Origin of the sequence: Streptomyces sp. NPDC089915 (genome assembly GCF_040684675.1) — a bacterium.
Lineage (GTDB): Bacteria > Actinomycetota > Actinomycetes > Streptomycetales > Streptomycetaceae > Streptomyces.
Genome location: NZ_JBFBGN010000011.1, coordinates 1 through 24,533 on the forward strand (window position 1 = coordinate 1; position 24,533 = coordinate 24,533).

A 24,533-nucleotide genomic window follows, 5' to 3' on the forward strand; every position below is an offset into this window, starting at 1 on the left:
GACCGCTACGGCAGCCCCGTCGCCGCCTGGAACTTCTGGCAGAACAACCACTGGTACTAAACCACCAGCGGAAACACACCAGCACCACACGAAGAGCCGCTCCCCGGAGATCCCGGGCGAGCGGCTCTTCGCGTTGCGCTCAACCCCTCAAGCCCGGGGGCCGTCCCAGCGCATCAGGTTCTGGAACAGCTCGCCCTGCTCGATCGCGTCGTCGAGCGCGTTGTGCGTGTGGGGACGGTCCGACAGCAGGTGCCCCGGCATCGACCGCTTCGTCGCCTCCCCGATCCGCACCCCGGCCTTGGCGGCGTACAGCGACTTGAGGTCCAGGCAGCGCGAATGCCCGAAGGGCGAACCCCCGTCGGCGAACCGCATGAAGTACCAGTAGATCCACATCCAGTCGTAGCCGAGCGGGTACGCGACGAACACCGGCGTGGCGCCCAGCTCCGCGCGCACACCGGCGATCCACGCGGCGGCCGCGTTCATGGCCTCGGCGGGCTCCCGCCCCTCCCGCACCAACAGCTCCCGATCCAGCCCCCCGACGGCGAGCGCCTCCGGCTCGTAGGCGTCACTGATCGGCTTCAACTCGGCGTAGAAGGTCCGCTCGACGGGATCGAGAACCCGGAACCCGTCCCCGTCCCGCACCCCGACGACGGCCATCCCAAAACTGGACATCGAATACGGCCCGGGCACGGCCCCATCGGCCTCCACGTCAACGGAGACGTAGAACTCCTTACTGGCCAAACTCCTCACTCGACCTTTCGGAGAATTACCCGATAATTCCGGCTCAAGTGATCCTCCACCCGATCCAGGACCCATGTTCCACCACGGACACTGAACACGTCACCGATGCCGAGTTCATATTCTTCCACTGCATCGACTTTGACCCAGAGGAAAACCTTGACGACCTCACCGTCCGGGGCGTAGACATGGATCGCCATAAGTTCAACCTCAGCACAAATCTGAGGGACGGCGTGGCGCAGCACTACTTCCCCGGCCTTCACATTCACTCCGCCATCGCTTCGCTTCCGCCCAGACTCCTGATTTTTCTCAGGATTCCGGCAGGACGGGCTGCCTTTCATTTCCTCCGAACAGGAAATCGTAGAGATCGCTCAAGTAAACGTGCAGAGCGTCGTCGGTCTCAAACTCGATGGCCGTGAGCGATTCCCATTCCTGCGCAGTGAGCCGTCTTTCGTCCACGACTGCCCGCAGTCCCTTACGTACCCCTTCCGTCCACTCAGGCTTGAAGTGCTTGAGCGTCTCGCGAGTCCCCGGCATGTCGTCGTAGACCACCTCCCGATCCAGATAGACGCTGGCGAATCGGCGGAGTTCTTCATTCATGCTCGGCATCCTAAGGGTGTCTCATGTGTGCGGGGTTCGGGTACATCGTATGCAACTGCCAGTCCCCGTCATGGAAGCGGTATACCGGCTTGATGAACCCGCCCTCAAAGTCCACCTTGAGGGCGGTGTCGGGGTCGGACGGGTCGAGATAGTAGCCATTGCAGCGCTCGTGACCGTTCTCACCCAGAACGTCTTCGATGGGCACCTGATCGGGCGGAACTCCGTTGTCTTCGATGTACTGACGGCAGTACACATCTACGGCGACGAGGTCCTCCGGATTCTCGAACTTGGTCGCATAGGGTCCACACCGGTGCACCCCACCATGGACTCCGTCCACGGTACTGTTCGTAAGCGGGTCCTTCTGGTCCTGCAACTTCATGTGGCCTGCATACTGCGAGGCAGGCCCGTAAAACTTGGGCGAGCCGTCTTCCATGATCGGCTTGCCGAGGCGGTCCTTGAGTTGGCCGTCACTCACCTCCAGATGGCGACCCGGGGCATGACCCTCGCCGCCTTTTCGATCATCCAGCTTATCGATCCGCTGTTTAACGAATTCCGGATCGTAAGCCTCGACGGATTCCTCCCCCTCGTTGCCGTCCTCGTCGCCGCCGGTCGCGCCGCCATCATCGACCTCCTCCATTTCCGACGAATCCGCCTCGGAGCCGGAACTCTCCGGCTGCGCAGGCTGGACGCTCTCGCTCGCCGTCTGGTCGGTGACGCCCTCGGCCGCCTCCTCTTCATCGGACTCCTGGAGCCCGGTACTTTCATCGGAGGACACAGAGTCTCTCGTCCGCCTGTTCGGTACCTCCGGCGCCTTCGTGGATGCCTCATCCGGCTTCCCGGCGCTAAGGGATGCGACGTAGGCGGCCGAGTACGGCACCTCGCGGCGGGGCTTGAGTTCCAGCTCCAGCTCGGGCACTTCCTCGTCGGCCGGTGCTTCCGAGCTGCCGGAAGCGGCTGGTGCTTCCGGGGCCTCGCCGTCGGCGGGCGCGTCCGGCTCGTCGCCTTCCTCTACGTCATCGCGTTCCGGGTCGGCCGTGTCCTGCTCGGAGTCGTCCGGCTCTTCCTCCGCCTCGGGGTCCTCGGAGTTCTCCGGCCGTTCGGGCCCTTCCGGATCGTCCGGTTCGGCCTCCCCGCCATCGTCGCCGTTGTCGGCCGTCAGGGCGTCAGGGCCCTCGGGCCCGTCCGGCTGGGTATCCGCGTCGGTATCGGCCTCGGGCCCCTCCGGCTCTTCCGGCCCCTCCGGCTCCGCTTCGTCATCGGCTCCCGCGTCAGCGGCGTCGGCGTCGCCGTCGTGTTCAGCTGCCTCCTCGGCCGACGCTTCGGGCTCCGCCGGTTCCTCGAAGCCCTCGGGTTCATCGGTCTCATCGGGCTCATCGGAACCGGCATCGGCCGACTCCGGATCCGACTCCGGATCCTCCGGCTCCGCCGTGTCGTCCGGGTCCGGGCGGCGGGTGGGGGAATCGGGGCGGTCCGGTTCCGGGGCCTCCTTCGGTTCTCCGACCGGTTCCGGGCGGTCCGGCGCCGGAGGGGGTGTCGGGGTGTCCGGCCTGGTGGTCTCCGTCGTGTCGAGCCCGCTCATCACTTCTCCCCCGTCGCCGGCTTGCGCGGGCGGCGCTCGAAGACGGTGAGCGCGCGGGCGAAGCGCTTCGGCCACTCCTCCGAGGGGTCCGCGCAGCCGACCGTCCGCTCCAGCACGGACGGCGTGTGACGCCCGTGGTAGTACTGCCTCGTCTTCGTGCCCTTCCGGGCCTTCCACTCCGGCTCGGCGACCGGGCAGGGGTCCTCGCCGTCGAGCTGCGCCCGCATCATCGCCGCGACGTGCCCCGCCAGGGCCTCCGGCGCGTGCGGGGCACCGACGCGGCTGTGGACGGCGCGGTCTACGGCCTGGCCGATGGCGCAGTCCACCAGCCGCCGGTCCGACATCCGGTGGGGGGCCAGATCGCGGAGCATCCCCTCCCCCGGCAGGGGCGTGGCCCAGCCCAGCAGGTGGGCCGCCACGGCCATTTCGGCCCAGAGGGTGATGTGGAGCTCGTCCTGTTCCGTAAGGCGCTGCGCCGTGCGCAGCTGCCGGAGCGTGCAGGGGGCCGCCGAGCACTCCCCGCCGCAGGCCACGCTGCGCGGCGCGACCATCGGGGCCGGGGAGGCCGGGCGGATGGCCGACGCGTCCTCGCGCGCGGTGCCGTCCTCCATGCGGACCAGCAGCGGGTAGTCCATCCCGTCGGTGAAGACCGCTGCCTCGCCCGGCCGCAGGGTGACCAGGTACTCCGACTGCGCCTCGGTGATGTTCATCGTCGCGCCGACGGCCTCACGGTCGTCCTGGGCCGGGAGCCGGTGGACGACCTTGGCGGCGGTGTTCTTGATGACGTCGGGGACCAGCTTGCTCGGAATCTGGTCGGCGATGACCAATCCCTCGCCATAGGCGCGGATTTCGGCCAGCAGACCCGCGAACATCTCGACGGCGTGGGCGCTCGCCCCGCCTTCCTCCGAACGCCGCAGCAGTCGGTGCGCCTCCTCGAAGACCGTTATGTGGCGCAGGGGAAAAGCGATCCGGCGGGTCGTCCGCTGTTCCATCCGCAGGTATTCGATGAGCCGGATCAGGATGGTCCCCATCAGGAACGCCTTGTCCTTGTCGTCTCCGACGTCCTCGATCTCGAAAACGACGTTCCGCTTGAGGAGTTCACCGAAGTCGATGGGGTGGCCGCCCTCGAGGAAGCGGCCGGTGGTGCCGAGCCGCAGGCTCGCCAGCCGGATCTTGATGAAGCCCTGGACGTTGTCGGTGATCTCCTTGCCGTAGCCGATCTCCGCCACGATCCGCAGCGCGGTGTGTTCCAGGTCCTCCAGCGTCGGATAGCGCGGCTCGGTCCCGGCGGACCGCGGTTCGCCGAGAGTGAGGTCCCAGCCCAGGTCCTCGTAGCAGCGGGTGAGCGCGGCGCTCAGTACCTGGGGAAACGGTTCCTGCGGGTCGAAGGAGGCGAGGAAGAGGGCGCGGACCATGTCCAGGTGGGTCTGGAGCGGGAAGCGTTCCCCGTCGGCGAAGACGGAGGGCTCCAGGGGGTTCAGGCCGGCGGGGAGCGCGTCGCGGTCTCCGGGCTTGATCACGATGACCTCGTGCTCGTCGCCCAGGCGCGCGGACATGAAGCGGTACTCCGCCTTGGCCGGCTCGACGACCAGCCACGGCAGCCGCTCCCGCGCTGCCGCTTCGAGCAGTCCGCGTACCGTCTGGGACTTTCCGCCGCCCGTGGCCCCGCACACGAAGGTGTGCCGGTTGAGCGTCGAGCGCGCGAGGTCCAGGGGGCCCACCGGGCCGCGGTTGCGGTCGAGGACCGTGCCGAGCCGGATCGGGGCGGCGCCCGGCTGCGCGGCCCGCGCCGAGGTCTCTGGAGTCACGTCGAACTCGGGCCGCAGCGCGAACCGCACGCCGGGTATCTCCTGGACCGGGGGCCGGGCCAGGGCCGCCAGCAGCTCGGAGCTGCCGAGGAAGGGGGAGTCGGCGGGCCCCGGCGGGACGTCCGCGAGCCCGGCCGTGACCACCGTCGGGAAGTCGCCGACCTGCCCGGTCGGCCTGAGCGCGTAGGGAAGTCCTTCGAGGTCGGCCGACGCGCAGACCAGCGCGGCCACCCGCTGGGCCTCCTCGGGGGTGCGGCCGCCGGTCAGGAGACGGATGCGCCACAGCCCCGTGGCCGAGGCCTTCGCCAGCTCCTTGTGCCTGCGTTCCAGCCGGTCGGCCTCAAGGGCGTACTCGGGCGAGCCCGCCGCCTTGGACTGGGCCCTGCGCTGCCGGTCCGCCGCCTCACCGGTGAGCTCGTCGAGCTCCTCCGGCAGTACCGGGTCGGCCAGCAGCAGCCAGGCGAAGGCCTCCTGCCAGACGCCGAGCAGGCAGTCCTCCAAACCCGGACGCAGCCGGGACGTCCCCTGCTCCCGGGGTTCGTCCCCGACCAGCAGTCCGTCCGCGACCCCGGCCACGGCGGTCCAGTGGGGGAACCGGGCCAGCGACCCGACGACGGCTCCCTGGGCGTGCCGCCGCGCCCGCGCCCCGGCCGGGAGGCGGAGCAGGGTCGTGCCCGGGTCGGCCGGATCGTCGCCGCCGGCCAGTGCCGAGCCGCCCAGGAAGACGTCGAGGGGGTGGGCCGCCGACGGACGCGACCAGCCGACGAGGATGCCGCCCCGGGCCGGGTCGGAGGGCTGTCGGGCGTGGAAGGCGGACACGAGCGCGGCGAACCGGTGCGCACGCAGCTCGTCCTCGGGGCCGGCCGGCCGGGAGGCGTCCGGCCGCTGCCGCGGCACCTCCGCCAGTGCGTAGGTGGGCATGGCGAGGAGCCTGTGCCAGGCCTCGCCGGCGGTTTCGCGCAGCGTGCTCGACACAGCCCCGCCATTCTGTCGCTCGAACTCGTCGGCAGCATCCTAGAGTCGTTCAATGTGGGGTCCAACCCAGACAGGTTCGAAAGGTGTTGGCCGAAAGCGAATTGGACGTCGGGACGTGCGTGATGCAGCATGACCCGACTACAGGCCGATGAATGACTCTCCGCTTCGGCGGTCCGGCAGCGAGCCGAGTCGCCGGTCCGCCGCCCCGTGCACCACCTGCCGGGAGCATTTGGCCAACTGTCTTGATTTCAGCGCCATGTGTAGCGCCAGGTATCCATAGAGCGGACTTCCGTGAACCAGCCAGTCGATCCGAGACAGCCTCATTTCCCGCCGGGGGAAGGCGAATTCGCCGCACCGGCACCGCCGCAGGCGCCACCGCAGGCACCACCACCGCCGAACCCGTACGCGCAGCCGGCCGCGCAGGCCGACCCCCGTGTCCCACAGCAGGGCCACCCCCACCCGCCGGCCCCGCCGACGGCGGCGGCCCAGGGCTACCCCCTCGCACCCCCGGCCCAGACCCCGGGGCACCCCGCGACCCCGGCCCCGCCGCCGTACGCGCCCGGCGGCTTCGCGGCGCCGCCGTACTCCGCGGGGTTCCAGGCCCCCACCGCCCCGCCGCCCCCGTCCCAGGGGCAGGTACCCGGCCACCCCGCCGCCCCGGGTACGCCTCCGCCGCCCGTGCCGCCCACCCTGGCCAAGCCGGAACCCGGTCAGGCTCCGCCGGTGCCCGCCACCGCCCCCGGGTACCCGCCGGCCGCCTACGACCCGGCTCAGCCCCCCGCGTACGACCCGGGCGCGCCGCCGTCGGTCCGACGCGGGGCGGACGCCTCGTCCATCACCACGCTCCTGCTCCACCTCCCCCTGTTCCTGGGCAGCCTCCTCGTCATCTGGCTGGTCTCCCGGCTGCTTCCCGCAGGGCTGGACGTCGTCTTCGTCATCGCCTGGCTCGCGTCGGGCGCACTGATGTTCCACCGGCCGACCGAACGGGCCCTCGCCCGCGTCATGTTCAAGTTCCGCGAACCCACCGCGGCCGAACTCGCCCGGCTCCGGCCGCTCTGGGACGCGGTCACCCGGGACGCCGGTATCGACGGCTCGCGCTACGACCTGTGGGTCGAGGACAGCCTCGAGATCAACGCCTCCGCCGCCGCGGGCCACATCGTCAGCGTGACGCGCACGTCGTTGAACGGTCTTCCCCCGGAGGAGCTCGCGGCCGTCCTCGCCCACGAGCTGGGGCACCACGTCGGCGGTCACGCCTGGTCAAGGCTGCTCGGCGTCTGGTACGCCGTCCCGGCCCGGTTCGTGATGGCCGTCGTGAAGTTCTTCATGAGGGTGGTCTTCTCGGTGGCCTCCAAGGGCACGTCCTGCGTCGCGGCGATCCTCACCCTGCTCATCCTCGCGATCACCATCACCTTCGCCCTCACCTTCCCCCCGGCGCTCGCCCTGCTCGCCGTCCCGTTCCTCCTCGCCTGGGCGGGGCGCCGCGGTGAGCTGCGCGCCGACCGGTTCGCCGCGGAGATCGGATACGGGCCCCGGCTGCACGCCGTCTTCACCGGCTGGCAGGAAGGCGGCGCCGACGACGGCCACCTCCAGCAGGGGGTCGCGGCCCGGCTCATGTCCTCGCACCCGCCCATGCACGAGCGCATCCGCGCCCTGGAACCGTTCGCCACCGCGCCGGGCGGACCCGCCGCGCCGACCGGGGGCCTGCCGTCATGACCGTACGGAGCACCGTGCAGGACACCGAGGCCGCGACGGCCGGCCGGTACCTGCGCCTCTTCGAGCCCGGGCAGCGGCTCGGCTGGACCTACCGCGACCCCGAGGCGCTGCGCAGCCCCTTCCCCGAGCCCGAACCCCAGCGGCAGCCCCTGCCCGTGGCATACCAGAACCGGGCGCAGTCCGCGCGGCTGACGCACGAGGAGCGCAAGGGGTCGACCGCCAAGATCGGCGGCGGGATATCGCTGCTGTTCCTGCTCCTGGCCACGGTCGGCGGCGCCCTCATGGTGGTACTGGCCGTGATCGCGGCGGGGGCGACCGCGGCTCTGGTGCTCACCGCCGGGAGGGCGGCCGCGCAGGCGGGCGCACAGCTGGAGTCCAAGTCCACGGAACTGGAGCAGCACTTCCAGTACGCCTGGCAGTCCTGGCACCAGCGCGGCCTCCAGCACAAGACGGCCCAGGACCAGTGGATCAACGCCATGGACGAGTGGGGCGCGATGCCCGCGGGGTCCGGCACACTGCGGCTGGACGTCTTCGGCGGCAGCCAGCGCAGCCGGGAGGGCTTCCTCACCGTCTTCGGCACGTCGACCCTCCGGCAGCAGCCCCTGATCGTGGTCGACCTGACCCAGGCCCTCATCTGCGAGGAGCTGTCCGCGCTCGCCGGGCTGGCCGGCGTCCCCACGGACGTGCAGCTGCTGCCGAGCCGGATGGCCGAGAGCGGGATCGTCAGCGGTCTCACCGCGCAGGAGCTGGTCGACACCCTCGTGGAGGCGGTGCACGCCGACGACTCCGAGGCCAACCGGGCCACGCGGGCCCTCGACACCAGGATCCTCCAGCAGCTGTGCGGGGTCCTGGGAGCGGAGGTCACCCCGGCCCGGCTGGGCGCGGGCCTGCGCGCCCTGATGGGGGAGATCGACGACACCGACGCCCTCACCAGGGCGGAGCGCAACCGCATCGCGGACGACCTGGTGGCCGACAAGAACAAGGACCAGATGCGGGACAGCCTGCTGCGCCTCGCGTCCCTCCTGCATCCGCTGGAACGTCTGGGTACGGAGCGCGGCGGACGCGGCCCCGGCTACCTCACCTGCATCGCGCTGGACTTCGCCACCGGTTCGGCCAGTACCGAGCTGCTGGGCGACCTGGCGGTCCAGAGCGTGACCCGGCGCCTGGCGTCCTTCCCCGAGGCGGCCCCGTCGGTGGTCGTCGCGCTCGGCGAACGGGGCCTGCAGCGGCGTTACCTGGAGCAGCTGGCCGGCATCTGCGAGCGCCGCGGCGCACAGCTCACCGTCCTGCACCCGCACCTGCGCGAGGGGGCGGAGGAGGTGATCGGCAGCGGCACGGTCGGTTTCATGAAGCTGGGCAACCACCAGGAGGCCGGGATCGCGGCGGACTTCCTGGGCCGCCAGCACTCGTTCGTCCTGCACTCCCTGACGGACACCGAGGGCACGACGGTCAGCACCTCCGTGGCCAAGACGATCGGATCCTCGGTGAGCAGGGGAACCACATACAGCGAGTCGGTGAGCCGGGGTTCGAACTGGGGGAGCTCCGACACCTACCAGGGCGGCTTCAACCCGTTCTCGTCGAGCAGCTCCAGCAGCTCCGGCGGCAGCTACAGCGAGACCACCGGGACGTCGACCAGCACGACGCACTCGACGAACGAGTCCACCACGCACACGACCAGTGAGGGTACGAGCACCAGCCTCGCCCGCGGTGAACAGCGCGTCTACGAGTACGCGGTCGAGCCGACCCGGCTCCAGGCGCTCGCGGAGTTCAGCCTGCTGCTCGTGGAGCGCGGTCCGGACGGTTCCGTGACGGTCCACCCGGCCGACTGCAACCCGAACATCGTCCTGCTCGACCGGGTGAGCACGCGGCCGCTGCCGTAAGCGCCGCGGCGGCGGGCATACGAGGGCCCCGGTGGCCGGCCTCCCCAGGTCCGGCTGCCGGGGCCCTCGCACCCCATCCCACGGGTTCGGTGGGCGCCGTCAGAGGCGCTGGATGATCGTGCCGGTCGCCAGTGCGCCTCCCGCGCACATGGTGATCAGCGCGAACTCCTTGTCGCGCCGCTCCAGCTCGTGCAGCGCGGTGGTGATCAGGCGGGCGCCGGTGGCGCCGACGGGGTGGCCGAGGGCGATGGCGCCGCCGTTGACGTTGACCTTCTCCAGGTCCTGGCCGAAGACCTGGGCCCAGCTCAGGACCACGGAGGCGAAGGCCTCGTTGATCTCGACGAGGTCGATGTCGCGCAGGGACATCCCGGCCTTGCCGAGGACGGCCCGCGTCGCGTCGATGGGCCCGTCCAGGTGGAAGTGGGGGTCGGCGCCGACGAGGGCCTGGGCGACGATGCGGGCGCGCGGCTTGAGCTTGAGCGCGCGGGCCATCTTGCGGGAGGCCCACATGACGGCGGCGGCGCCGTCGGATATCTGGGAGGAGTTCCCGGCGGTGTGCACGGCCGTCGGCATGACCGGCTTCAGCCGGGCCAGGCCCTCCATGCTGGTGTCGCGCAGGCCCTCGTCCCGGTCGACCAGCCGCCACATGCCCTGCCCGGCGGCCTGTTCCTCCTCCGTGGTCGGGACCTGGACGGCGAAGGTCTCGCGCTTGAAGCGCTCCTCGGCCCAGGCGGCGGTGGCCCGCTCCTGGGAGAGGACCCCGAGGCGGTCGACGTCCTCGCGGGTCAGGCCCCGGTGGCGGGCGATCCGCTCGGCCGCCTCGAACTGGTTGGGGAGGTCGACGTTCCACTCGTCCGGGAAGGGCTTGCCCGGGCCGTGCTTGGAGCCGGAGCCGAGGGGGACCCGGCTCATGGCCTCGACGCCGCAGGCGATGCCGATGTCGATGACCCCGCCGGAGACCATGTTGGCGACCATGTGGTTCGCCTGCTGGGAGCTGCCGCACTGGCAGTCGACGGTGGTGGCGGCGGTCTCGTACGGGAGTCCCATGGCGAGCCAGGCGTTGCGGGCGGGGTTCATGGACTGCTCACCGGCGTGGGTGACGGTGCCGCCGACGATCTGTTCGACGCAGTCGGGCTGGATTCCGGTACGGGCGAGCAGTTCACGGTAGGTCTCGCCGAGCAGGTAGGCGGGATGGAGGTTGGCCAGGGCGCCCCCGCGTTTCCCGATGGGCGTGCGTACGGCTTCGACGATGACGGGTTCCGCGGCCATGAGCTCGTCCTCTCCTGCACACTCTGCACAGCACCTGCGCGGCGGGCCGTCCCGGCGGCCGCCGCGCTCGAACTAGTACGCGTTCTAGTTCTCCCCGCAGTCTTATGACCCTGACCCCCGCCACGCAAGGGTCTTGCACGCCCCCTCCACGGATTCCACACGCAACAGTTGACGCCGGGGCCCTTGTCACTTGTAGAACTCGTTACTACCTTCAAGCCAACTTCTGATGGGCCGTCAGACCTTCGCCCGACCTTGGAGTCGCCCGATGTCCTGTCCCGCGCTGCCCGAAGGCTTCGACGCCACCGACCCCGACCTCCTGCGGGAACGGGTCCCGCTGCCGGAGTTCGCGCGGCTCCGGCAGACCGCCCCCGTGTGGTGGTGCGCGCAGCCGCGCGGCATCACCGGGTTCGACGACGAGGGCTATTGGGCCGTCACCCGGCACGCGGACGTCAAGTACGTCTCCACGCACCCGGAGCTGTTCTCCTCCACCACCAACACGGCGATCATCCGCTTCAACGAGCACGTCCAGCGCGAACAGATCGAGGCCCAGCGCCTGATCATGCTGAACATGGACCCCCCTGAGCACACCCGCGTCCGGCAGATCGTGCAGCGCGGCTTCACCCCGCGCGCCATCCGCGGCCTGGAACAGGCCCTGCGCGACCGGGCGCGGAAGATCGTCGAGGAGGCACGGGCGGCCTCGGGCGACGGCGACTTCGACTTCGTCACGCAGGTGGCCTGCGAACTCCCGCTCCAGGCCATCGCCGAACTGATCGGCGTACCGCAGCGGGACCGGGCCAAGATCTTCGACTGGTCCAACAAGATGGTCGCCTACGACGACCCCGAGTACGCGATCACCGAGGAGGTCGGCGCCAACGCGGCCGTCGAGCTCATCGGCTACGCGATGAACCTGGCCGCCGAGCGCAAGGAGTGCCCGGCCAAGGACATCGTGACCCAGCTCGTGGCGGCGGAGGGCGAGGGCAACCTGCGGTCCGACGAGTTCGGCTTCTTCGTGCTGCTGCTGGCCGTCGCGGGCAACGAGACCACGCGCAACGCCATCAGCCACGGCATGCACGCCTTCCTCACCCACCCCGAGCAGTGGGAGCTGTACAAGGCGACCCGGCCCTCGACGGCCGCCGAGGAGATCGTGCGCTGGGCCACGCCCGTGGTCTCCTTCCAGCGCACCGCCACCCGGGACACCGAGCTGGGCGGGCAGAAGATCAAGGCGGGCGACCGGGTGGGGATGTTCTACTCCTCCGCCAACCACGACCCCGAGGTCTTCCGGGACCCGGAGGCCTTCGACATCACCCGCGACCCGAACCCGCACCTCGGCTTCGGCGGCGGCGGCCCGCACTTCTGCCTCGGCAAGTCCCTGGCCGTCATGGAGATCGACCTGATCTTCAACGCCCTCGCCGACACCCTGCCCGACCTGCGGCTCGCCCCGGGGAACGCCGGGCCGCGGCGGCTGCGGGCGGCCTGGCTGAACGGCATCAAGGAGCTCCGGGTCAGCGCCGGTTGACCTGCGGTCAGTGCTGGTTGACCCGTGGTCCGCGACGGTTGACCCGTGGTCCGCGACGGCGGGGGCCGTCACCTCCCACGCCCCCGGCCCCCGCCGTCCACCGGAACGGTTCCGCTCGGCGGGGCGCCGCCGGGCCGCGCCGGCGGCCGTCCGAGTGGCGGGATCCCGCGGGTGGGCCGATCCTTACAGGACGCGGCGATCCACCGAAGGGGCGCCGGGGCCGTCACGCCCCGGCGCCCCTTCGGCCTGCGGGGGCGTCAGGCGGCTGCGGGAGGGGGCGGCGTCGGACGGGCCGGTCAGGCGGGGGCGTCAGGAGGACCCGTCAGGAGGACCCGTCAGGAGTGGCGCAGGACCGCGCAGGTCGTCGTCCCGTGGGCGTAGAGCTTCCCGTCATGGGTGCCGGTGATCCGGGCCTCGGCGGTGGCGGTGGTGCGCCCGACGTGCAGGGCGGTGCCCTCGCAGCGCAGGGTGGGGGTGTCGGCGAGGACCGGGCGGATCATGTGGACGCCCAGCTGGACCGTGGTGTACGCGGTGCCGGCCGGGAGCCGGGTCATCACGGCCGAGCCGAGGGCGGAGTCCAGCAGGGTGGCGAGGAAACCGCCGTGGACCGTGCCCATGGGGTTGAGCAGGTGGTCACCGGGCTCCCCCTCGAAGACGGCGAAGCCCTCGCCGACCTCGGTGAGGCGGAAGCCCAGGGTGCTCGTCATCGAGGCGGCGGGCAGGGTCCCCTTCAGCGCCGCCTGCAGGATCTCCAGGCCGCTCATGTCCGCGAGCCCCGGGACGGAGGCCGGCTGCGGCTCCCAGGTGTGGGTGCGGCTGCGGGAGGCGGGGGTTCCGGTGGCCGCGGGGGCTTCGGAGCCAGGGGTGCCGGGGGCAGGGGTGCCGGCGGCGGCTTCGGGGGCGGCGGTCTCGTACGTGGTCATGGCATCGACCCTAGACAGCCGACCCGGGCGGCGGGAGTGTCGGATCCGGCGCCTTACGGTCGGATTCCGACAGCCGTCGGAACGCTAGGGTGGGTCCGTGAAAGTCGCCGTACTGGCCCTCGACGGGGTGTTCGACTCCGGGATCTCCGCCGTCCTGGACGTGCTCCACACCGCCAACGCCCTGCGCGGGCAGCTCTCCGGCGCCGCACCGCCGGCCTTCGCCGTCCACACGGTCGGCGTGCGCCGGCGCGTCCGTACGGGGCTGGGCCACCGCGTCGACACCGAGCCCGCCGCCCACGCCGAGGACGCCGAACTCCTCGTCCTGCCCGCCCTGATGGAACGCCGGCCCGACGCCCTGCTGGAGACGGTGGCCTCGCCCGCGCACCGCTCCGCCCGCCGGCTGCTGGCCGAGGCCCGCGAGCGCCGCACCCCGCTCGCCTCCTCCTGCACCGGTACCTTCCTGCTCGCCGAGTCGGGGGTACTGGACGGGCTGCGGGCCACGACCAGCTGGTGGCTGGCGCCGGTCTTCCGGGAGCGCTACCGCCGGGTGACGGTGGAGGAGACCCGGATGGTCACCACCTCGGACGGGGTCACCACCGCCGGCGCCGCGTTCAGCCACCTCGACCTGGCACTGGCCGTCGTGGCCTCGCGCAGCCCGGCCCTGGCGGACCTGGTCCGGCGCTACCTCGTCGTGGACGACCGGGTCTCCCAGGCCGCGTACATGATCCCCAGCGCCATGGCCCGCCACGAACCGCTGGTCGCCGCCTTCGAGGAGTGGGTACGCGCCCGCATCGCGGAACCCCTGTCCATCGCCGACGCGGCCCGCGACCTCGGCGTCAGCGAGCGCACCCTCCAGCGCACGATGGCCCGCACCCTGGGCGTCTCCCCCATCCGCCTGGTCCAGGACCTGCGGGTCGAGCAGGCCGAACACCTGCTGCGCACCTGCGGCCTGCCCCTCTCGGCGGTGGCGTGCAGGGTGGGGTACGAGAGCCCCGGCCCGCTGCGCGCCCTGCTGCGCAGGCGGGCGGCGGGCGGGGGCTGAGCGGGGCGGGGACAGAGCGGCCGCCGGGGCAAGGGCGGCCGCAGGGGCAGGGGACAGGGCGGCGCAGGGGCGGAACCGCGCCGGGCGTACGGCGTGCGGGCGCCCCGGCCCGGTGCCAGACTGGGGCCATGGCCACGGTCACGGCTGCGCCCGGCCCCTCCTTCCGGGGGCGGGTGGTGCGGCCCGAAGACCCCACGTACGACGAGGACCGGCGCGTCTGGAACGGCTCGGTGGACCGCCGCCCCGCCCTCATCGCCTGCTGCACGGGCGTGGCCGACGTCATGGACGCCGTACGGTTCGCGGCCGCCGAGGGCCTGCCCCCGGCCGTGCGCTCCGGCGGCCACAGCTTCCCCGGGCACTCCGTCTGCGACGACGGCCTCGTCATCGACCTCTCCGCGATGCGCGGCATCCGGGTGGACCCCGAGGCCCGCACCGTCCGCGCCCAGGCCGGGGTGCTGCTCGGCGAACTGGACCGGGAGACCCAGGCGTTCGGGCTGGCGGTCCCGGCCGGGATCGTCACGACCACCGGCCTGGCGGGGCTGACCCTCGGCGGCGGCATCGGCTGGCTGATGCGCAAGTACGGGCTGACGATCGACCAGTTGCTGTCGGTGGACGTGGTCACGGCCGACGGGTCGTTCCTGAAGGCGAGCGAGAAGGAGAACGCCGATCTCTTCTGGGGGATCCGCGGCGGAGGCGGGAACTTCGGGATCGTCACGGAGTTCGAGTTCCGACTCCACCCGGTGGGCCCCGTGGTCCTCGCGGGCCCGATCCTGTGGCCGATGGAGGAGTCGGCCCGGCTGCTGCGCCTGTACCGGGACTGGATCACCGACGTCCCGGACGAGCTGACCACCGCGGTCGTCCACCGCCGGGTCCCCCCGGTGCCGTTCATGCCGCAGGAGCTGCACGGGCGGCCGGTGGTGATGGTGGTCTGCTGCTACGCCGGGCCGGTCGAGGACGGCGAGCGGGTGCTGCGGCCGCTGCGCGAGGCGGGCCCGCCGCCCCTGCTGGACCTGTGCGCGCCGAAGCCGTTCACCGCACACCAGGCGATGTTCGACCCGTCCTTCCCGCGCGGCCGCTGGTACTACTTCAAGTCCTGCGACGTGGACCGGCTGGAGGACGAGGTCATCGACCTCACCGCCGCCCACGCCGCCCGGATCTCCTCGCCCCTCACCGCCTTCCCCGTCTTCCAGCTCGGCGGGGCGATCCGGCGGGTCGGGGACGACGAGACGGCCTTCGGCGGGCGCTCCTCCGGCCACACCTTCAACATCAACGGGACGACCGAGGGCCCCGAGGGCTTCGAGGCGGAACGGAAGTGGGCGCGCGGCCTCTGGTCGGCGCTGGCCCCCTACCAGACCGGGGTCTACTCCAACTTCCTGATGGAGGAGGGCGAGGACCGGGTCGCCCAGGCATACGGGGAGGCCAAGTACCGGCGCCTGCGGGAGCTCAAGCGCCACTACGACCCCGGCAACCTCTTCCACCTCAACCAGAACATCCCTCCGGCCGCCCCTGACACCCCTGAAACCCCCGACGCCTCCTGAACCCCCGCAGCCCCTACCGCCGTACGGCGGCCAGCCGGTCGGGTTCCCCCGCCCCCGCCTCGACCGGGCGCGGCGCGGGCAGGACGAGCCGCAGCCGGCGCGGCCCGGACAGGACGTGGACCAGCCCGAAGCCCGCCGCGACGACGGCCGCACCGCCCACCGCGTCCAGGACCCAGTGGTTGGCGGTGGCCACGATCGCGCACACCGTGATCAGCGGGTGCAGCGCGCCCAGCAGCTTCTGCCAGCCCTTCGGCGCCAGTACGACCACCACGATCCCGCACCACAGCGACCAGCCGAAGTGCAGCGAGGGCATCGCCGCGTACTGGTTGGAGATCGCGGTCATCGCCCCGTACGAGGGGTTCGCCAGGTCCTGCGCCCCGTGCACGGTGTCGACGAAGCCGAGGCCGGGCATGAGCCGCGGCGGCGCCAGCGGGAACAGCCAGAACCCGGCCAGCGCGATGACGGTCGCCAGGCCCAGCGAGGCCCGCGCCCAGCGGTAGTCGGCGGGGCGGCGCCGGTACAGCACGGCCAGGATCGCGAGCGGCACCACGAAGTGGAAGGAGGAGTAGTAGAAGTCGAAGAACGCCTCCAGCCACGGTGTGTCCACCACCGCCCGGTTGACGGCCCGTTCGATGTCGATGCCGAGGATCCGCTCGGCGCCGTGGATCCGGCTCCCGTTCCACTCGGCGAGGGAGCGGCTGGCGGGGGCGGCGGCGCGGATGTGCGAGTAGATCGAGTAGCCGACCCGTATCAGCAGGAGTTCCAGCGGCAGGCTGGGCCGCGACAGGGCGCGCCGCCAGAACGGCAGCAGCGGCACCCGCGCCCAGCGGGCGGGGGCCGGACGCCCGTAGAGGGCGGGCACGGGCTCGCGCCAGTACGGGGAGGAGCGCGGCAGGAACGGCACGGCGCAGGCCGCCGCCACGGCCGCGAGGAGCGGCACGTTGTCCCGTACGGGGGCCAGCGCGGCCAGGTTGGGCAGCAGTACGGCGCTCGGCAGGGTGATGGCCAGCACCACGGCGACGGGCCACACGCGCCGGTCGGCGGCCCGCTTCCCCACCTTGCCGGCCACCGCGAGCAGCACCCACAGCAGCTGGTGGCGCCAGCCCGTCGGGGACACGGCGACGGCCGCGCAGCCGGTGACGGCGACCGCGAGCAGCAGCTGGCCGTCGCGGGCGTAGCGGGCCGCGCGGCGCAGGGCGGCCCAGGTGACCGCGGCGGCGAGGGCGGCGTAGAGGAGGATCTCGCCGGGCCCGCTGAGGCCGAAGCGGAGCAGGGCGCCGTGGACGGACTGGTTGGCGAGGCCTTCGGGTGAGCCGCCGAGGCCGGTGCCGGCGAGGTGGTGGATCCAGTACGTCCACGAGTCGCGGGGCAGGGCGGCCCAGGCCAGCGCGGTGGCCCCGGCGAAGGTCGCGGCGGCGGCCCGGGCGGTGGGACGGCGTCCGGTCAGCCACAGCAGCGGGGCGAAGAGCAGCAGGGCGGGCTGGAGGGCGGCGGCGAGGCCGACGAGGAGTCCGGCGGGCTTCCCGCCGGGCACCCTGAAGAAGGCGAGCAGCACCAGCAGGACGGGCAGGACGGCGGTCTGGCCCGGGAAGGCGGCCGCGCGGACCGGCAGGGAGACCATCATCAGCGCGACCAGCACGGGCGCCGCGAGCAGCGCGGTCCGGCGCGGCACCGGGTCCGGCAGCCCGCGCGCGGCGACCACCCCGACGGCGGCGACCAGGAACAGGGTCGCGCAGGTCCAGGCCACCTCCAGGGAGGAGGGCGCGGCGAGCTCGGCCAGGGGCTTGAGGACGAGGCCGGCGAAGGGAGTGCCGGTGAACCGCCGGGCGTCGTAGAGGGTGCCGGGGACCGCGGTGCCCGCCGAGAGGTGCAGGTCGCTGAACCACTCGCCCGGGGGCACGCGCAGGACGGAGGCGGCCTGTCTGACGGCGAGGACCGCCGCGAGCGCCCACAGCAGGAGGCGCGCCGCCCCGAGTCTGCCGGCCCCGCCCAGGACCCCGGCATGTCCGTCGGCACCGCCGTGCTCCGCCGCGTCAGCCACGCCTCGCCGTCCTCCCGCCCTGCCACCGGGGTTCACCACCGGGTCGACGATATCCCCCGCGGGATCCCTAGGATGGCGGCATGAGCATCGTGAAGATCAACGCCCTGACCGTTCCCGACGAGCAGCGTGAGGTGCTGGAGCAGCGGTTCGCCTCGCGGGCGGGTGCCGTGGAGAACTCGGACGGATTCGAGTGGTTCGAGCTGCTGCGGCCGATCGAGGGCACCGACCAGTACCTGGTGTACACGCGCTGGCGTTCGGAGGAGGACTTCCAGGCGTGGATGGAGGGTCCGATGAAGGCGGCGCACCAGGGCGGCGGGGACCGGCCGAAGCCGGCGGCGTCGGGGTCGCAGGTGTGGTCGTTCGAGGTCGTGCAGCAGGCGGCGCCGAAGAAGGCGTGAGCGGGGCGGCGTGAGCGGAGTGGAAGGGCCCGGGGGCGCGCGCGTCCCCGGGCCCTTCCGTTCGGCTCCCGGCTCCTTACGACTCCTTAGGGCTCCTTGACGGCTCCTTCGGTCTCCTTACGGCTCCTCCGGCTCGGTCAGCTCGGTCAGCTCCAGAAGGCGTCGCTCTCGTCGATGTCCTGGGTGCACTGGTCGATGTCGGTGATCTTGCCGCCGACGATGGTGAAGAAGAGCCCTTCGTGGATCTCGATGCCCCGGTCGCCGCGGTCCGCCATGGCGAGGTGCGAGGACATCGCGTGGCCCCTGCCGTCGACCAGGACGCGCTCCAGGGTGACCCGGAAGGTGCCGCCGGTCTCCTCTCCCAGGCGGCGGTAGAGGTCGAGGACCGCCTCCCGCCCCTTGTGGTGCCCGGACAGGGGGCTGGTGCCGGGCATGTGGTGGATGACGTCGGCCGTCATCAGGCTGCCCAGGGTCTCCATGTCGCCCTTGCCGAAGGCCTCGTAGCCGCGGCGGATCAGGGCACAGTCCGGATGCTCCGACATGACCGTCCACCCTTCATTCGTGGGATTTACGCCTTTTCTCATCATCGGCCCGCGCCTGTGGATATTCCACGCGGGAGGGCGGGGCGGCTCTCCACAATGGCGGCATGGACAGGAACTCGATCACCACGACCACGACGGGCACGACGAGCACCACGACCACGACGAGCACGATGAGCGCCGCTGACGGCGGCCCCGGCTGGGCCGTCACCGCGGAGCCCTTCACGACCGCCGATGCCACCACGCTGCGGCGCGCGTACTACGCCGAGGTCGCCGGGCGGTACTGGAAGCGGTCCGTCACCGAGGCCGAGGTCGACCAGGGGATGCTGGACGACCCGGCCGACGGGCTCGAACCGCCGACAGGGCAGTTCGTGGTCGGGCGGCTGGACGGACGGCCCCTGGCCTGCGGCGGCATACGGCTGCTGGACCCCGCCACCGCCGAGCTCACGAGGATCTACGTCGACGCGGCCGCGCGCGGCACGGGCGGCGGGGCGGCCCTGCTGGCCGTACTGGAGGAGGAGGCCCACGCGCTGGGCGCCGAGCGGGTGCGGCTGGACACCCGGACCGACCTGGTGGAGGCCCGGGCCCTGTACGCGCGTCAGGGGTACCGGGAGATACCGGCGTACAACTCCGGCCCGTACGCCCAGCACTGGTTCGAGAAGCCGCTGGTCTGACCGGCCGGCCGGGGCCGGCCGGTCCGTCCGTCCGTCAGGGCGCGGCGTGGTCGCGGCGCGGGAGGGAGTCGTAGGGCTCCTCGGCGTCGGATCCGCACAGCTCCCGGTTGAGTTCCTCGACGAGTTTGACGAGGTCGGTGGGGCGTTCGGGGCCCCACCAGTCGCCGAGCAGTTCGGCGAGCGAGTCCTGCCGGGCCCCGGCCAGCCGGTCCGCGTGCTCGCCGCCCCGGTCGGTCAGGACGAGCGAGAGCCCCTGCCGGACGGCGAGCCCGCGCTCCTCGACCTGGCGGGCGGCGTCCGTGATGACCTTGAGGGGGACGGCTGTGCGTTCGGCGAGCATCGCCGGGTCGGTCGAGCCGTACTTCTTGATCCGCAGCAGCAGCCAGCTGGCGGCGGGCAGCAGGTCGTAGCCCGCCCTCGCGGTGATCTTCTCGTAGACGTGGACGCGGCCCTCCCTCGTGCCGAGTACGGACAGGGCGCGGGCGACCTCGTCCCGGGAGGAGCGCTGGACGGGGTTGGAGGCGAGGGTCTCCGTCACATCGGGCGCGGTGACGGAGGCGCGCAGCTTGTCCTCCTTGAGGAACCAGGAGATCAGGAACGCGAGCAGGACCACGGGCACCGCGTAGAGGAAGACGTCGGTGATGGCGCTGGAGTAGGCGTCCAGCACCCGGGGCCGCACGGCGGGCGGGAGGGCTGTGATGGCCCGCGGGTCGGCCTCCAGCCGCTCGGGGCTCGCGGCGGGCGGGAGCGGGATGCCGGCGAGGGTGGCGGTGAGCTTCTCGCCGAGCCGGCTGGTGAAGATCGTGCCGAAGATGGCGACGCCGAAGGAGGCGCCGATGGAGCGGAAGAAGGTGGCACCGGAGGTCGCGACCCCGAGGTCGGCGTAACTGACGGCGTTCTGCACGACCAGGACGAGCACCTGCATGACGAGGCCGAGGCCGGCGCCGAAGACGAAGAAGTAGGCGCTCATCTCCAGGTCCGAGCTGGTCCGTTCCAGCCGGTGCAGGAGCACCAGTCCGACGGCGGTGACGGCGGTGCCGGTGATGGGGAAGACCTTCCAGCGTCCGGTGCGGCTGACGATCTGCCCGGAGCCGGTGGAGGCGATCAGCAGGCCGAGCACCATCGGCAGCATGTGGACGCCGGACATGGTCGGTGAGACGCCCCGGACGACCTGGAGGAAGGTCGGCAGGTAGACCATCGCGCCGAACATGGCGAAGCCGACGATGAAGCTGATCACCGAGCAGAGGGTGAAGGTGCGGATCCGGAACAGCTTCAGCGGCAGGACGGGTTCGGCGGCCCGCCGCTCAACGAACAGGAAGGCGACGAGGAGGACGGCGCCGAGGACGGCGAGGCCCACGATCCGGGTGGAGCCCCAGCCCCAGCCGCCGCCGAGGGAGGCGACGAGGACGAGGCAGGTGGCGACGCCGGCGATCAGGACGGTGCCGAGGTAGTCGATGGTGTGCCGGGAGGAGCGGGCCGGGATGCGCAGGGCCGCGGCGATGACGACGAGGGCGACGAGTCCGATGGGGAGGTTGATGTAGAAGACCCAGCGCCAGGAGAGGTGGTCCACGAACAGGCCGCCCAGCAGGGGCCCGAGGACGCTGGTCGCGCCGAAGACGGCGCCGAAGAGGCCCTGGTACTTGCCGCGTTCGCGGGGCGGGACGATGTCGCCGACGATCGCCATCGACAGCACCATCAGTCCGCCGCCGCCCAGGCCCTGGAGGGCGCGGAAACCGATCAGCTGCGGCATGTCCTGGGCGAGGCCGCAGAGCGCGGAGCCGATGAGGAAGATGACGATGGCGTACTGGAAGAGCTTCTTGCGCCCGTACTGGTCGCCGAGCTTGCCCCACAGGGGGGTGGCGGCCGTGGACGCCAGCATGTAGGCGGTGACCACCCAGGACAGGTGCTCCATGCCGCCCAGCTCGCTCACGATCGTGGGGAGGGCGGTGGAGACGATGGTCTGGTCGAGGGCGGCGATCAACAGGCCCAGTAGCAAGGCCCCGATCGAGACGAGCACCTCGCGCGAGGCGTGCTCGGCGCCCTGGGCGGGGTTCGCTGGCGAGGCGGTCACATCCTGAGCCATCGGCTCCTCCTCACGCCGGATCAACATCTCCATCCTGAGCGGTCTGTCCCGTTATGGCCTCTCGGAAGGGTTGGGTGGGGCCGAAGGGGTCTGCATAATCGCTGGCAGTGTCCAGGGAGGGGTTATCAGTGAGCGCTGAGCGCTGTCCGGAATGCGGCGCCGTGGGCGCCGACTGCGCGTGTGCGCGCGGGGTGGGGTTCAACCCGCTGCGCATCCGCCCGTACATGCCCGCACCCGACGCCGAGGGGACGGTCCCGGCACAGACGCCGCCCCAGCCGGTCCTGGGCGCCGTGGCCCACCCGGGCCCCACCACCGGCTCCCCGTTCCCGACCGACCCGCCACGACCGGCCTCCGGCACCCCCGAAGCCCCGACGACGGCGATCCCGCACCTGCCGCCGGGCGCCCACCCCGGAACCCCACAGGATCCGGCGGCACCGACGACGACCATCCCCCACCTCCCGAGCAACCCGGGCCCCTGGCCCGCAGCGCACACGGAGGCCCCGACCACCATGATCCCGCCCGTGACGGGCCCGGGCGCCGGGGGGCCGGGTGGCCTCGACGCGGCGACGGCGGCCGTCCCGCACCTGCCGGGCGGCCCGGGCGCCGGGGGGCCGGGGGGCCTCGAAGCACCCACGACCGTGATCCCGCCGGTCTCCGCCGACGCCACCGACGCCTCCGCGCGGGCGGCCGGTGCCGCCGAGGCCCCGACGGCCATGTTCCCGCCCGTCCCGGCGCCGCCGCACGGCACCGGCATACCCGGCCCGCCGCCGGCCGATCAGACCATGCGACTGCGGACCGTACCCCCGCAGGGGCCGGGCCCGCGCGGCCCCCGGCCGGGTGCCCGGCGCCCGGAGCCGAAGCGGCGGCGGCGCGCCGTCCCGCTGCTGGCCGCGGCCGGCGCGGTGGTGGCCGCCGGGCTGGTGGCGCTCGCGCTGGGGCTGTTCACCGACTCGGGGAAGGACGGCAGCACGCTCGCGGACCCCAAGCCGTCGGTCCCCGTGACCGGCGCGGCCCCGGGCCCGTCGGAGTCGTCGGCCGGCCCCACCGAGAGCGCCTCGGCGTCGGCCTCGCCGTCCGCTTCGGCGAGCGCGTCCCGGTCGGCCTCGCCGTCCGCGTCCCCCAGCCCCTCCCGTACGTCGGCGGCCCCGTCGCCGAGCCCGTCCGCGAGCGCGCCCCGCGCCACCAAGCCCGTCGCCCCGCCCCAGCCGCCGCCCGCCAAGCCCGCGACCCTGCGCTCCGGCGACTCGGGGCCCGAGGTGCTGAAGCTCCAGCGGCTGCTGGCGGACCAGGGGATGTACGACGGCCGCTTCGACGGCCGGTACGGCCGCTCCGTCGAGCGGGCCGTCGCCGAGTTCCAGATGCAGTCCGGGGTCTACGAGGACTCCTGGGGCGTCTACGGTCCGGCGACCCGGCGGGCCCTGGAGGGATAGATCACGCGACCGGCGGTGGCGCGCACCGCCCCCGGTTTTGTATCGTGTAGGAACAAAGTGGTTCCGTCCACACCCCCTGACCGGTGGACGGAACCACTTGTTCTCTTCTCCCGCCCGTCTGGAGCCCCGCCGATGTCGGCCAGCACCGCTTCCGCCGCCCCCGTCGTCCTCACCGCCAGGGCCCTGCTCCTGGACATGGACGGCACCCTCGTCAACTCGGACGCGGTGGTCGAACGCTGCTGGCGCGCGTGGGCGCTGTCGCACGGGCTGGATCCACAGGAGGCCCTCAAGGTGGTCCACGGCCGCCAGGGCTACGCCACCATGGCCGTCCTGCTCCCCGAGCGCCCGATGGAGCTCAACCACGCCGAGAACGCCGAGATGCTGGCCCGCGAGACGGCCGACACCGAGGGCGTGGTGCCCGTCGGCGGCGCGCCGGAGTTCATGGCCGCGATCGCCCGCCTCCCGCACGCCCTGGTCACCTCGGCCGACGCCGCCCTGGCCCGGGTCCGCATGACGGCCGCCGCCCTGCCGATGCCGCTGGTGCGGATCACCGCCGAGTCCGTGGGGGCCAGCAAGCCCGACCCCGAGGGCTTCCTCCAGGGCGCCGCCGAGCTGGGCGCGGACCCGGCCGACTGCGTGGTCTTCGAGGACTCCGGCGCCGGCATCGAGGCGGGCCTGGCGGCCGGCATGCGCGTGGTCGGCATAGGCCCCCGCGCCGCCGCCCACGGCCCGACGGTCCACGTCGACGACCTCACGTCGGTCCGCGTCGAGGCGGACGAGGACGGCACGGTCCGCCTCACCCTCACCCCGTCGCGGTAGCCGCACGGGGTGAGGGGCGGCGGAACGGGCGTCAGCCCGCGATCGCCTCGTAGAGGGAGAACCCGGCCAGCGCCAGCATCACGCACGCCGCGACCTTGGTGATGAGCCGCAGCGGGACGTACTTCATGAGGGTGCGCCCGCCCAGGATGCCGATGCCCGCCACCGCCCAGAGCGCCAGCACGGCGCCGAGGCCGACGGAGAGCGGGTTGTCGTAGCGCGCCGCGAGGTTGGCGGTCATGATCTGGGTCAGATCGCCGAACTCGGCCACCAGGATCAGCATGAAGCCCGCGCCGGAGACCTTCCAGAAGGACTGGTCGGCCGGTGCCTTGACCTCTTCCTCCCCGTCGCTCTTCTTCAGCAGCAGCATGGCCGCGCCCGCGAGGAAGAGCACGCCGACGACGGCCTGGACGAGCCGGTGCGGCAGGAGGGTGAGCACGCTGCCCGCGGCGATGGCGAGCGCGACGTGCACGGCGAAGGCGGCGGCCACGCCCGCGAAGACGTACGAGGCGCGGTAGCGGGTGCCGAGCATCAGGCCGGCCAGGGCCGTCTTGTCGGGGAGCTCGGCGAGGAAGACGACGCCGAAGGCGATCGCCAGCACGGTGAAGCTGAACACGGGGAGAAACCTCGATCGGTCGGGCAGGACGCCATCGGGACCGAGAGACCTGGGGTGTTTCAGGGGTCGCTTCGGCTCGGCGGCGCCCTGGGATACGTCAACACGATGAACGCCGCGCGCATGCCGCGTGGGCATGCTGCGCCGCGCGCGTCGCGTCACATGGACAGGACACTGCGGCCGAAGGTCTCGCTGGCCGACCGCTGACGCGGTCCACCTCCGGGCGCCGGCTGGGGTGACCCAGCAGTATGTCGACGTTCCGGCGAAGAGCTACTCCCCTTCTGCTCCGTCCAGGGTACGCGACGACGGCCGCGACACCAGGCCGTCCGGAATGTGAGCTTGACCCCACCCTGCCCCC

20 protein-coding genes are annotated in these 24,533 nt (G+C 72.4%); 9 read left to right on the top strand and 11 right to left on the bottom strand.

The window, feature by feature from the left end; all coding sequences use genetic code 11:
• Nucleotides 1-147: 147 nt before the first annotated feature.
• The 5 genes from AB0O29_RS05540 to AB0O29_RS05560 all read right to left on the bottom strand — a co-directional run bounded on the left by AB0O29_RS05540 (nt 148) and on the right by AB0O29_RS05560 (nt 5,700).
• A complete protein-coding gene (locus AB0O29_RS05540) occupies nt 148-657 on the bottom strand; it encodes an exonuclease (protein WP_365146524.1) in 510 nt (169 codons plus the stop codon).
• An 89-nt stretch (nt 658-746) separates the two neighbouring features.
• Nucleotides 747-1,001, bottom strand: a complete 255-nt coding sequence (locus AB0O29_RS05545; protein ID WP_365146527.1) for a DUF6406 domain-containing protein — start codon at nt 999-1,001, stop codon at nt 747-749.
• Nucleotides 1,002-1,047: 46 nt separating this feature from the next.
• Nucleotides 1,048-1,338 carry a hypothetical protein gene (locus tag AB0O29_RS05550; RefSeq protein ID WP_365146530.1) on the bottom strand — a complete coding sequence of 97 codons (291 nt, stop codon included), beginning with the start codon at nt 1,336-1,338 and terminating at the stop codon, nt 1,048-1,050.
• A 10-nt stretch (nt 1,339-1,348) separates the two neighbouring features.
• Nucleotides 1,349-2,917: a hypothetical protein gene (locus AB0O29_RS05555; protein ID WP_365146533.1), complete on the bottom strand. Its 1,569-nt coding sequence runs from the start codon at nt 2,915-2,917 to the stop codon at nt 1,349-1,351.
• Nucleotides 2,917-5,700, bottom strand: coding sequence for an ATP-binding protein (locus AB0O29_RS05560; RefSeq protein WP_365146536.1), 2,784 nt, complete (start codon nt 5,698-5,700; stop codon nt 2,917-2,919). The genes AB0O29_RS05555 and AB0O29_RS05560 overlap by 1 nt, the downstream gene beginning before the upstream one ends.
• Before the next feature lie 723 nt (nt 5,701-6,423).
• Here AB0O29_RS05560 and AB0O29_RS05565 point away from each other — a divergent pair.
• The gene (locus AB0O29_RS05565) at nt 6,424-7,413 is read left to right on the top strand and encodes a M48 family metalloprotease (RefSeq protein ID WP_365146539.1); all 990 of its coding nucleotides are present in this window, start codon (nt 6,424-6,426) and stop codon (nt 7,411-7,413) included.
• Entirely contained in the window at nt 7,410-9,293 is a 1,884-nt protein-coding gene (locus AB0O29_RS05570) for a hypothetical protein (RefSeq protein ID WP_365146542.1), read from the top strand. Before AB0O29_RS05565 ends, AB0O29_RS05570 begins: the two co-directional genes overlap by 4 nt.
• Before the next feature lie 99 nt (nt 9,294-9,392).
• Here AB0O29_RS05570 and AB0O29_RS05575 read toward each other — a convergent pair whose 3' ends face one another.
• Nucleotides 9,393-10,562: a steroid 3-ketoacyl-CoA thiolase gene (locus AB0O29_RS05575; protein ID WP_365146545.1), complete on the bottom strand. Its 1,170-nt coding sequence runs from the start codon at nt 10,560-10,562 to the stop codon at nt 9,393-9,395.
• 265 nt (nt 10,563-10,827) lie between these two features.
• Here AB0O29_RS05575 and AB0O29_RS05580 point away from each other — a divergent pair, with 265 nt between their 5' ends.
• Nucleotides 10,828-12,078, top strand: a complete 1,251-nt coding sequence (locus tag AB0O29_RS05580; RefSeq protein WP_365146548.1) for a cytochrome P450 — start codon at nt 10,828-10,830, stop codon at nt 12,076-12,078.
• A gap of 335 nt (nt 12,079-12,413) precedes the next feature.
• Here the strand turns inward: AB0O29_RS05580 and AB0O29_RS05585 are convergent, their stop codons facing one another.
• Nucleotides 12,414-13,001 carry a PaaI family thioesterase gene (locus tag AB0O29_RS05585; protein WP_365146551.1) on the bottom strand — a complete coding sequence of 196 codons (588 nt, stop codon included), beginning with the start codon at nt 12,999-13,001 and terminating at the stop codon, nt 12,414-12,416.
• 97 nt (nt 13,002-13,098) lie between these two features.
• Between AB0O29_RS05585 and AB0O29_RS05590 the strand changes: the two genes are divergently transcribed.
• Both AB0O29_RS05590 and AB0O29_RS05595 read left to right on the top strand, forming a co-directional pair.
• Nucleotides 13,099-14,043, top strand: coding sequence for a helix-turn-helix domain-containing protein (locus AB0O29_RS05590; RefSeq protein WP_365146554.1), 945 nt, complete (start codon nt 13,099-13,101; stop codon nt 14,041-14,043).
• Nucleotides 14,044-14,171: 128 nt separating this feature from the next.
• Complete coding sequence (locus AB0O29_RS05595; RefSeq protein WP_365146557.1) at nt 14,172-15,581, top strand: FAD-binding oxidoreductase; 1,410 nt, start codon at nt 14,172-14,174, stop codon at nt 15,579-15,581.
• Between the two features lie 13 nt (nt 15,582-15,594).
• Here the strand turns inward: AB0O29_RS05595 and AB0O29_RS05600 are convergent, their stop codons facing one another.
• Nucleotides 15,595-17,538, bottom strand: a complete 1,944-nt coding sequence (locus AB0O29_RS05600; RefSeq protein ID WP_365146740.1) for a phosphatase PAP2 family protein — start codon at nt 17,536-17,538, stop codon at nt 15,595-15,597.
• A 164-nt stretch (nt 17,539-17,702) separates the two neighbouring features.
• Here AB0O29_RS05600 and AB0O29_RS05605 point away from each other — a divergent pair, with 164 nt between their 5' ends.
• Complete coding sequence (locus tag AB0O29_RS05605; protein ID WP_042815147.1) at nt 17,703-18,020, top strand: antibiotic biosynthesis monooxygenase; 318 nt, start codon at nt 17,703-17,705, stop codon at nt 18,018-18,020.
• Nucleotides 18,021-18,166: 146 nt separating this feature from the next.
• On the opposite strand, the gene AB0O29_RS05610 is transcribed toward AB0O29_RS05605, so the two are convergent.
• Entirely contained in the window at nt 18,167-18,562 is a 396-nt protein-coding gene (locus AB0O29_RS05610; protein ID WP_365146560.1) for a nuclear transport factor 2 family protein, read from the bottom strand.
• A 170-nt stretch (nt 18,563-18,732) separates the two neighbouring features.
• Here AB0O29_RS05610 and AB0O29_RS05615 point away from each other — a divergent pair, with 170 nt between their 5' ends.
• Nucleotides 18,733-19,233: a GNAT family N-acetyltransferase gene (locus AB0O29_RS05615; protein WP_365146743.1), complete on the top strand. Its 501-nt coding sequence runs from the start codon at nt 18,733-18,735 to the stop codon at nt 19,231-19,233.
• A gap of 34 nt (nt 19,234-19,267) precedes the next feature.
• On the opposite strand, the gene AB0O29_RS05620 is transcribed toward AB0O29_RS05615, so the two are convergent.
• Nucleotides 19,268-21,316: an MFS transporter gene (locus AB0O29_RS05620; RefSeq protein WP_365146563.1), complete on the bottom strand. Its 2,049-nt coding sequence runs from the start codon at nt 21,314-21,316 to the stop codon at nt 19,268-19,270.
• A gap of 128 nt (nt 21,317-21,444) precedes the next feature.
• Between AB0O29_RS05620 and AB0O29_RS05625 the strand changes: the two genes are divergently transcribed.
• Both AB0O29_RS05625 and AB0O29_RS05630 read left to right on the top strand, forming a co-directional pair.
• Nucleotides 21,445-22,746 (top strand): peptidoglycan-binding protein, encoded by a 1,302-nt coding sequence (locus AB0O29_RS05625; protein ID WP_365146566.1) that lies wholly within the window; start codon nt 21,445-21,447, stop codon nt 22,744-22,746.
• Between the two features lie 132 nt (nt 22,747-22,878).
• The gene (locus AB0O29_RS05630; RefSeq protein ID WP_365146569.1) at nt 22,879-23,565 is read left to right on the top strand and encodes an HAD-IA family hydrolase; all 687 of its coding nucleotides are present in this window, start codon (nt 22,879-22,881) and stop codon (nt 23,563-23,565) included.
• Nucleotides 23,566-23,596: 31 nt separating this feature from the next.
• Here AB0O29_RS05630 and AB0O29_RS05635 read toward each other — a convergent pair whose 3' ends face one another.
• Nucleotides 23,597-24,178: a TMEM165/GDT1 family protein gene (locus AB0O29_RS05635; protein WP_365146572.1), complete on the bottom strand. Its 582-nt coding sequence runs from the start codon at nt 24,176-24,178 to the stop codon at nt 23,597-23,599.
• Nucleotides 24,179-24,533 lie beyond the last annotated feature (355 nt).

Excerpts from the sequence above, each read along its gene's own strand:
- AB0O29_RS05610 (WP_365146560.1), bottom strand. The coding sequence starts at position 18,562 with ATGTCGGAGCATCCGGACTGTGCCCTGATCCGCCGCGGCTACGAGGCC.
- AB0O29_RS05620 (WP_365146563.1), bottom strand. The coding sequence starts at position 21,316 with ATGGCTCAGGATGTGACCGCCTCGCCAGCGAACCCCGCCCAGGGCGCC.
- AB0O29_RS05580 (WP_365146548.1), top strand. The coding sequence starts at position 10,828 with ATGTCCTGTCCCGCGCTGCCCGAAGGCTTCGACGCCACCGACCCCGAC.
- AB0O29_RS05605 (WP_042815147.1), top strand. The coding sequence starts at position 17,703 with ATGAGCATCGTGAAGATCAACGCCCTGACCGTTCCCGACGAGCAGCGT.
- AB0O29_RS05595 (WP_365146557.1), top strand. The coding sequence starts at position 14,172 with ATGGCCACGGTCACGGCTGCGCCCGGCCCCTCCTTCCGGGGGCGGGTG.
- AB0O29_RS05555 (WP_365146533.1), bottom strand. The coding sequence starts at position 2,917 with ATGAGCGGGCTCGACACGACGGAGACCACCAGGCCGGACACCCCGACA.
- AB0O29_RS05575 (WP_365146545.1), bottom strand. The coding sequence starts at position 10,562 with ATGGCCGCGGAACCCGTCATCGTCGAAGCCGTACGCACGCCCATCGGG.
- AB0O29_RS05585 (WP_365146551.1), bottom strand. The coding sequence starts at position 13,001 with ATGACCACGTACGAGACCGCCGCCCCCGAAGCCGCCGCCGGCACCCCT.
- AB0O29_RS05540 (WP_365146524.1), bottom strand. The coding sequence starts at position 657 with ATGGCCGTCGTCGGGGTGCGGGACGGGGACGGGTTCCGGGTTCTCGAT.
- AB0O29_RS05550 (WP_365146530.1), bottom strand. The coding sequence starts at position 1,338 with ATGAATGAAGAACTCCGCCGATTCGCCAGCGTCTATCTGGATCGGGAG.
- AB0O29_RS05630 (WP_365146569.1), top strand. The coding sequence starts at position 22,879 with ATGTCGGCCAGCACCGCTTCCGCCGCCCCCGTCGTCCTCACCGCCAGG.
- AB0O29_RS05615 (WP_365146743.1), top strand. The coding sequence starts at position 18,733 with ATGAGCGCCGCTGACGGCGGCCCCGGCTGGGCCGTCACCGCGGAGCCC.
- AB0O29_RS05570 (WP_365146542.1), top strand. The coding sequence starts at position 7,410 with ATGACCGTACGGAGCACCGTGCAGGACACCGAGGCCGCGACGGCCGGC.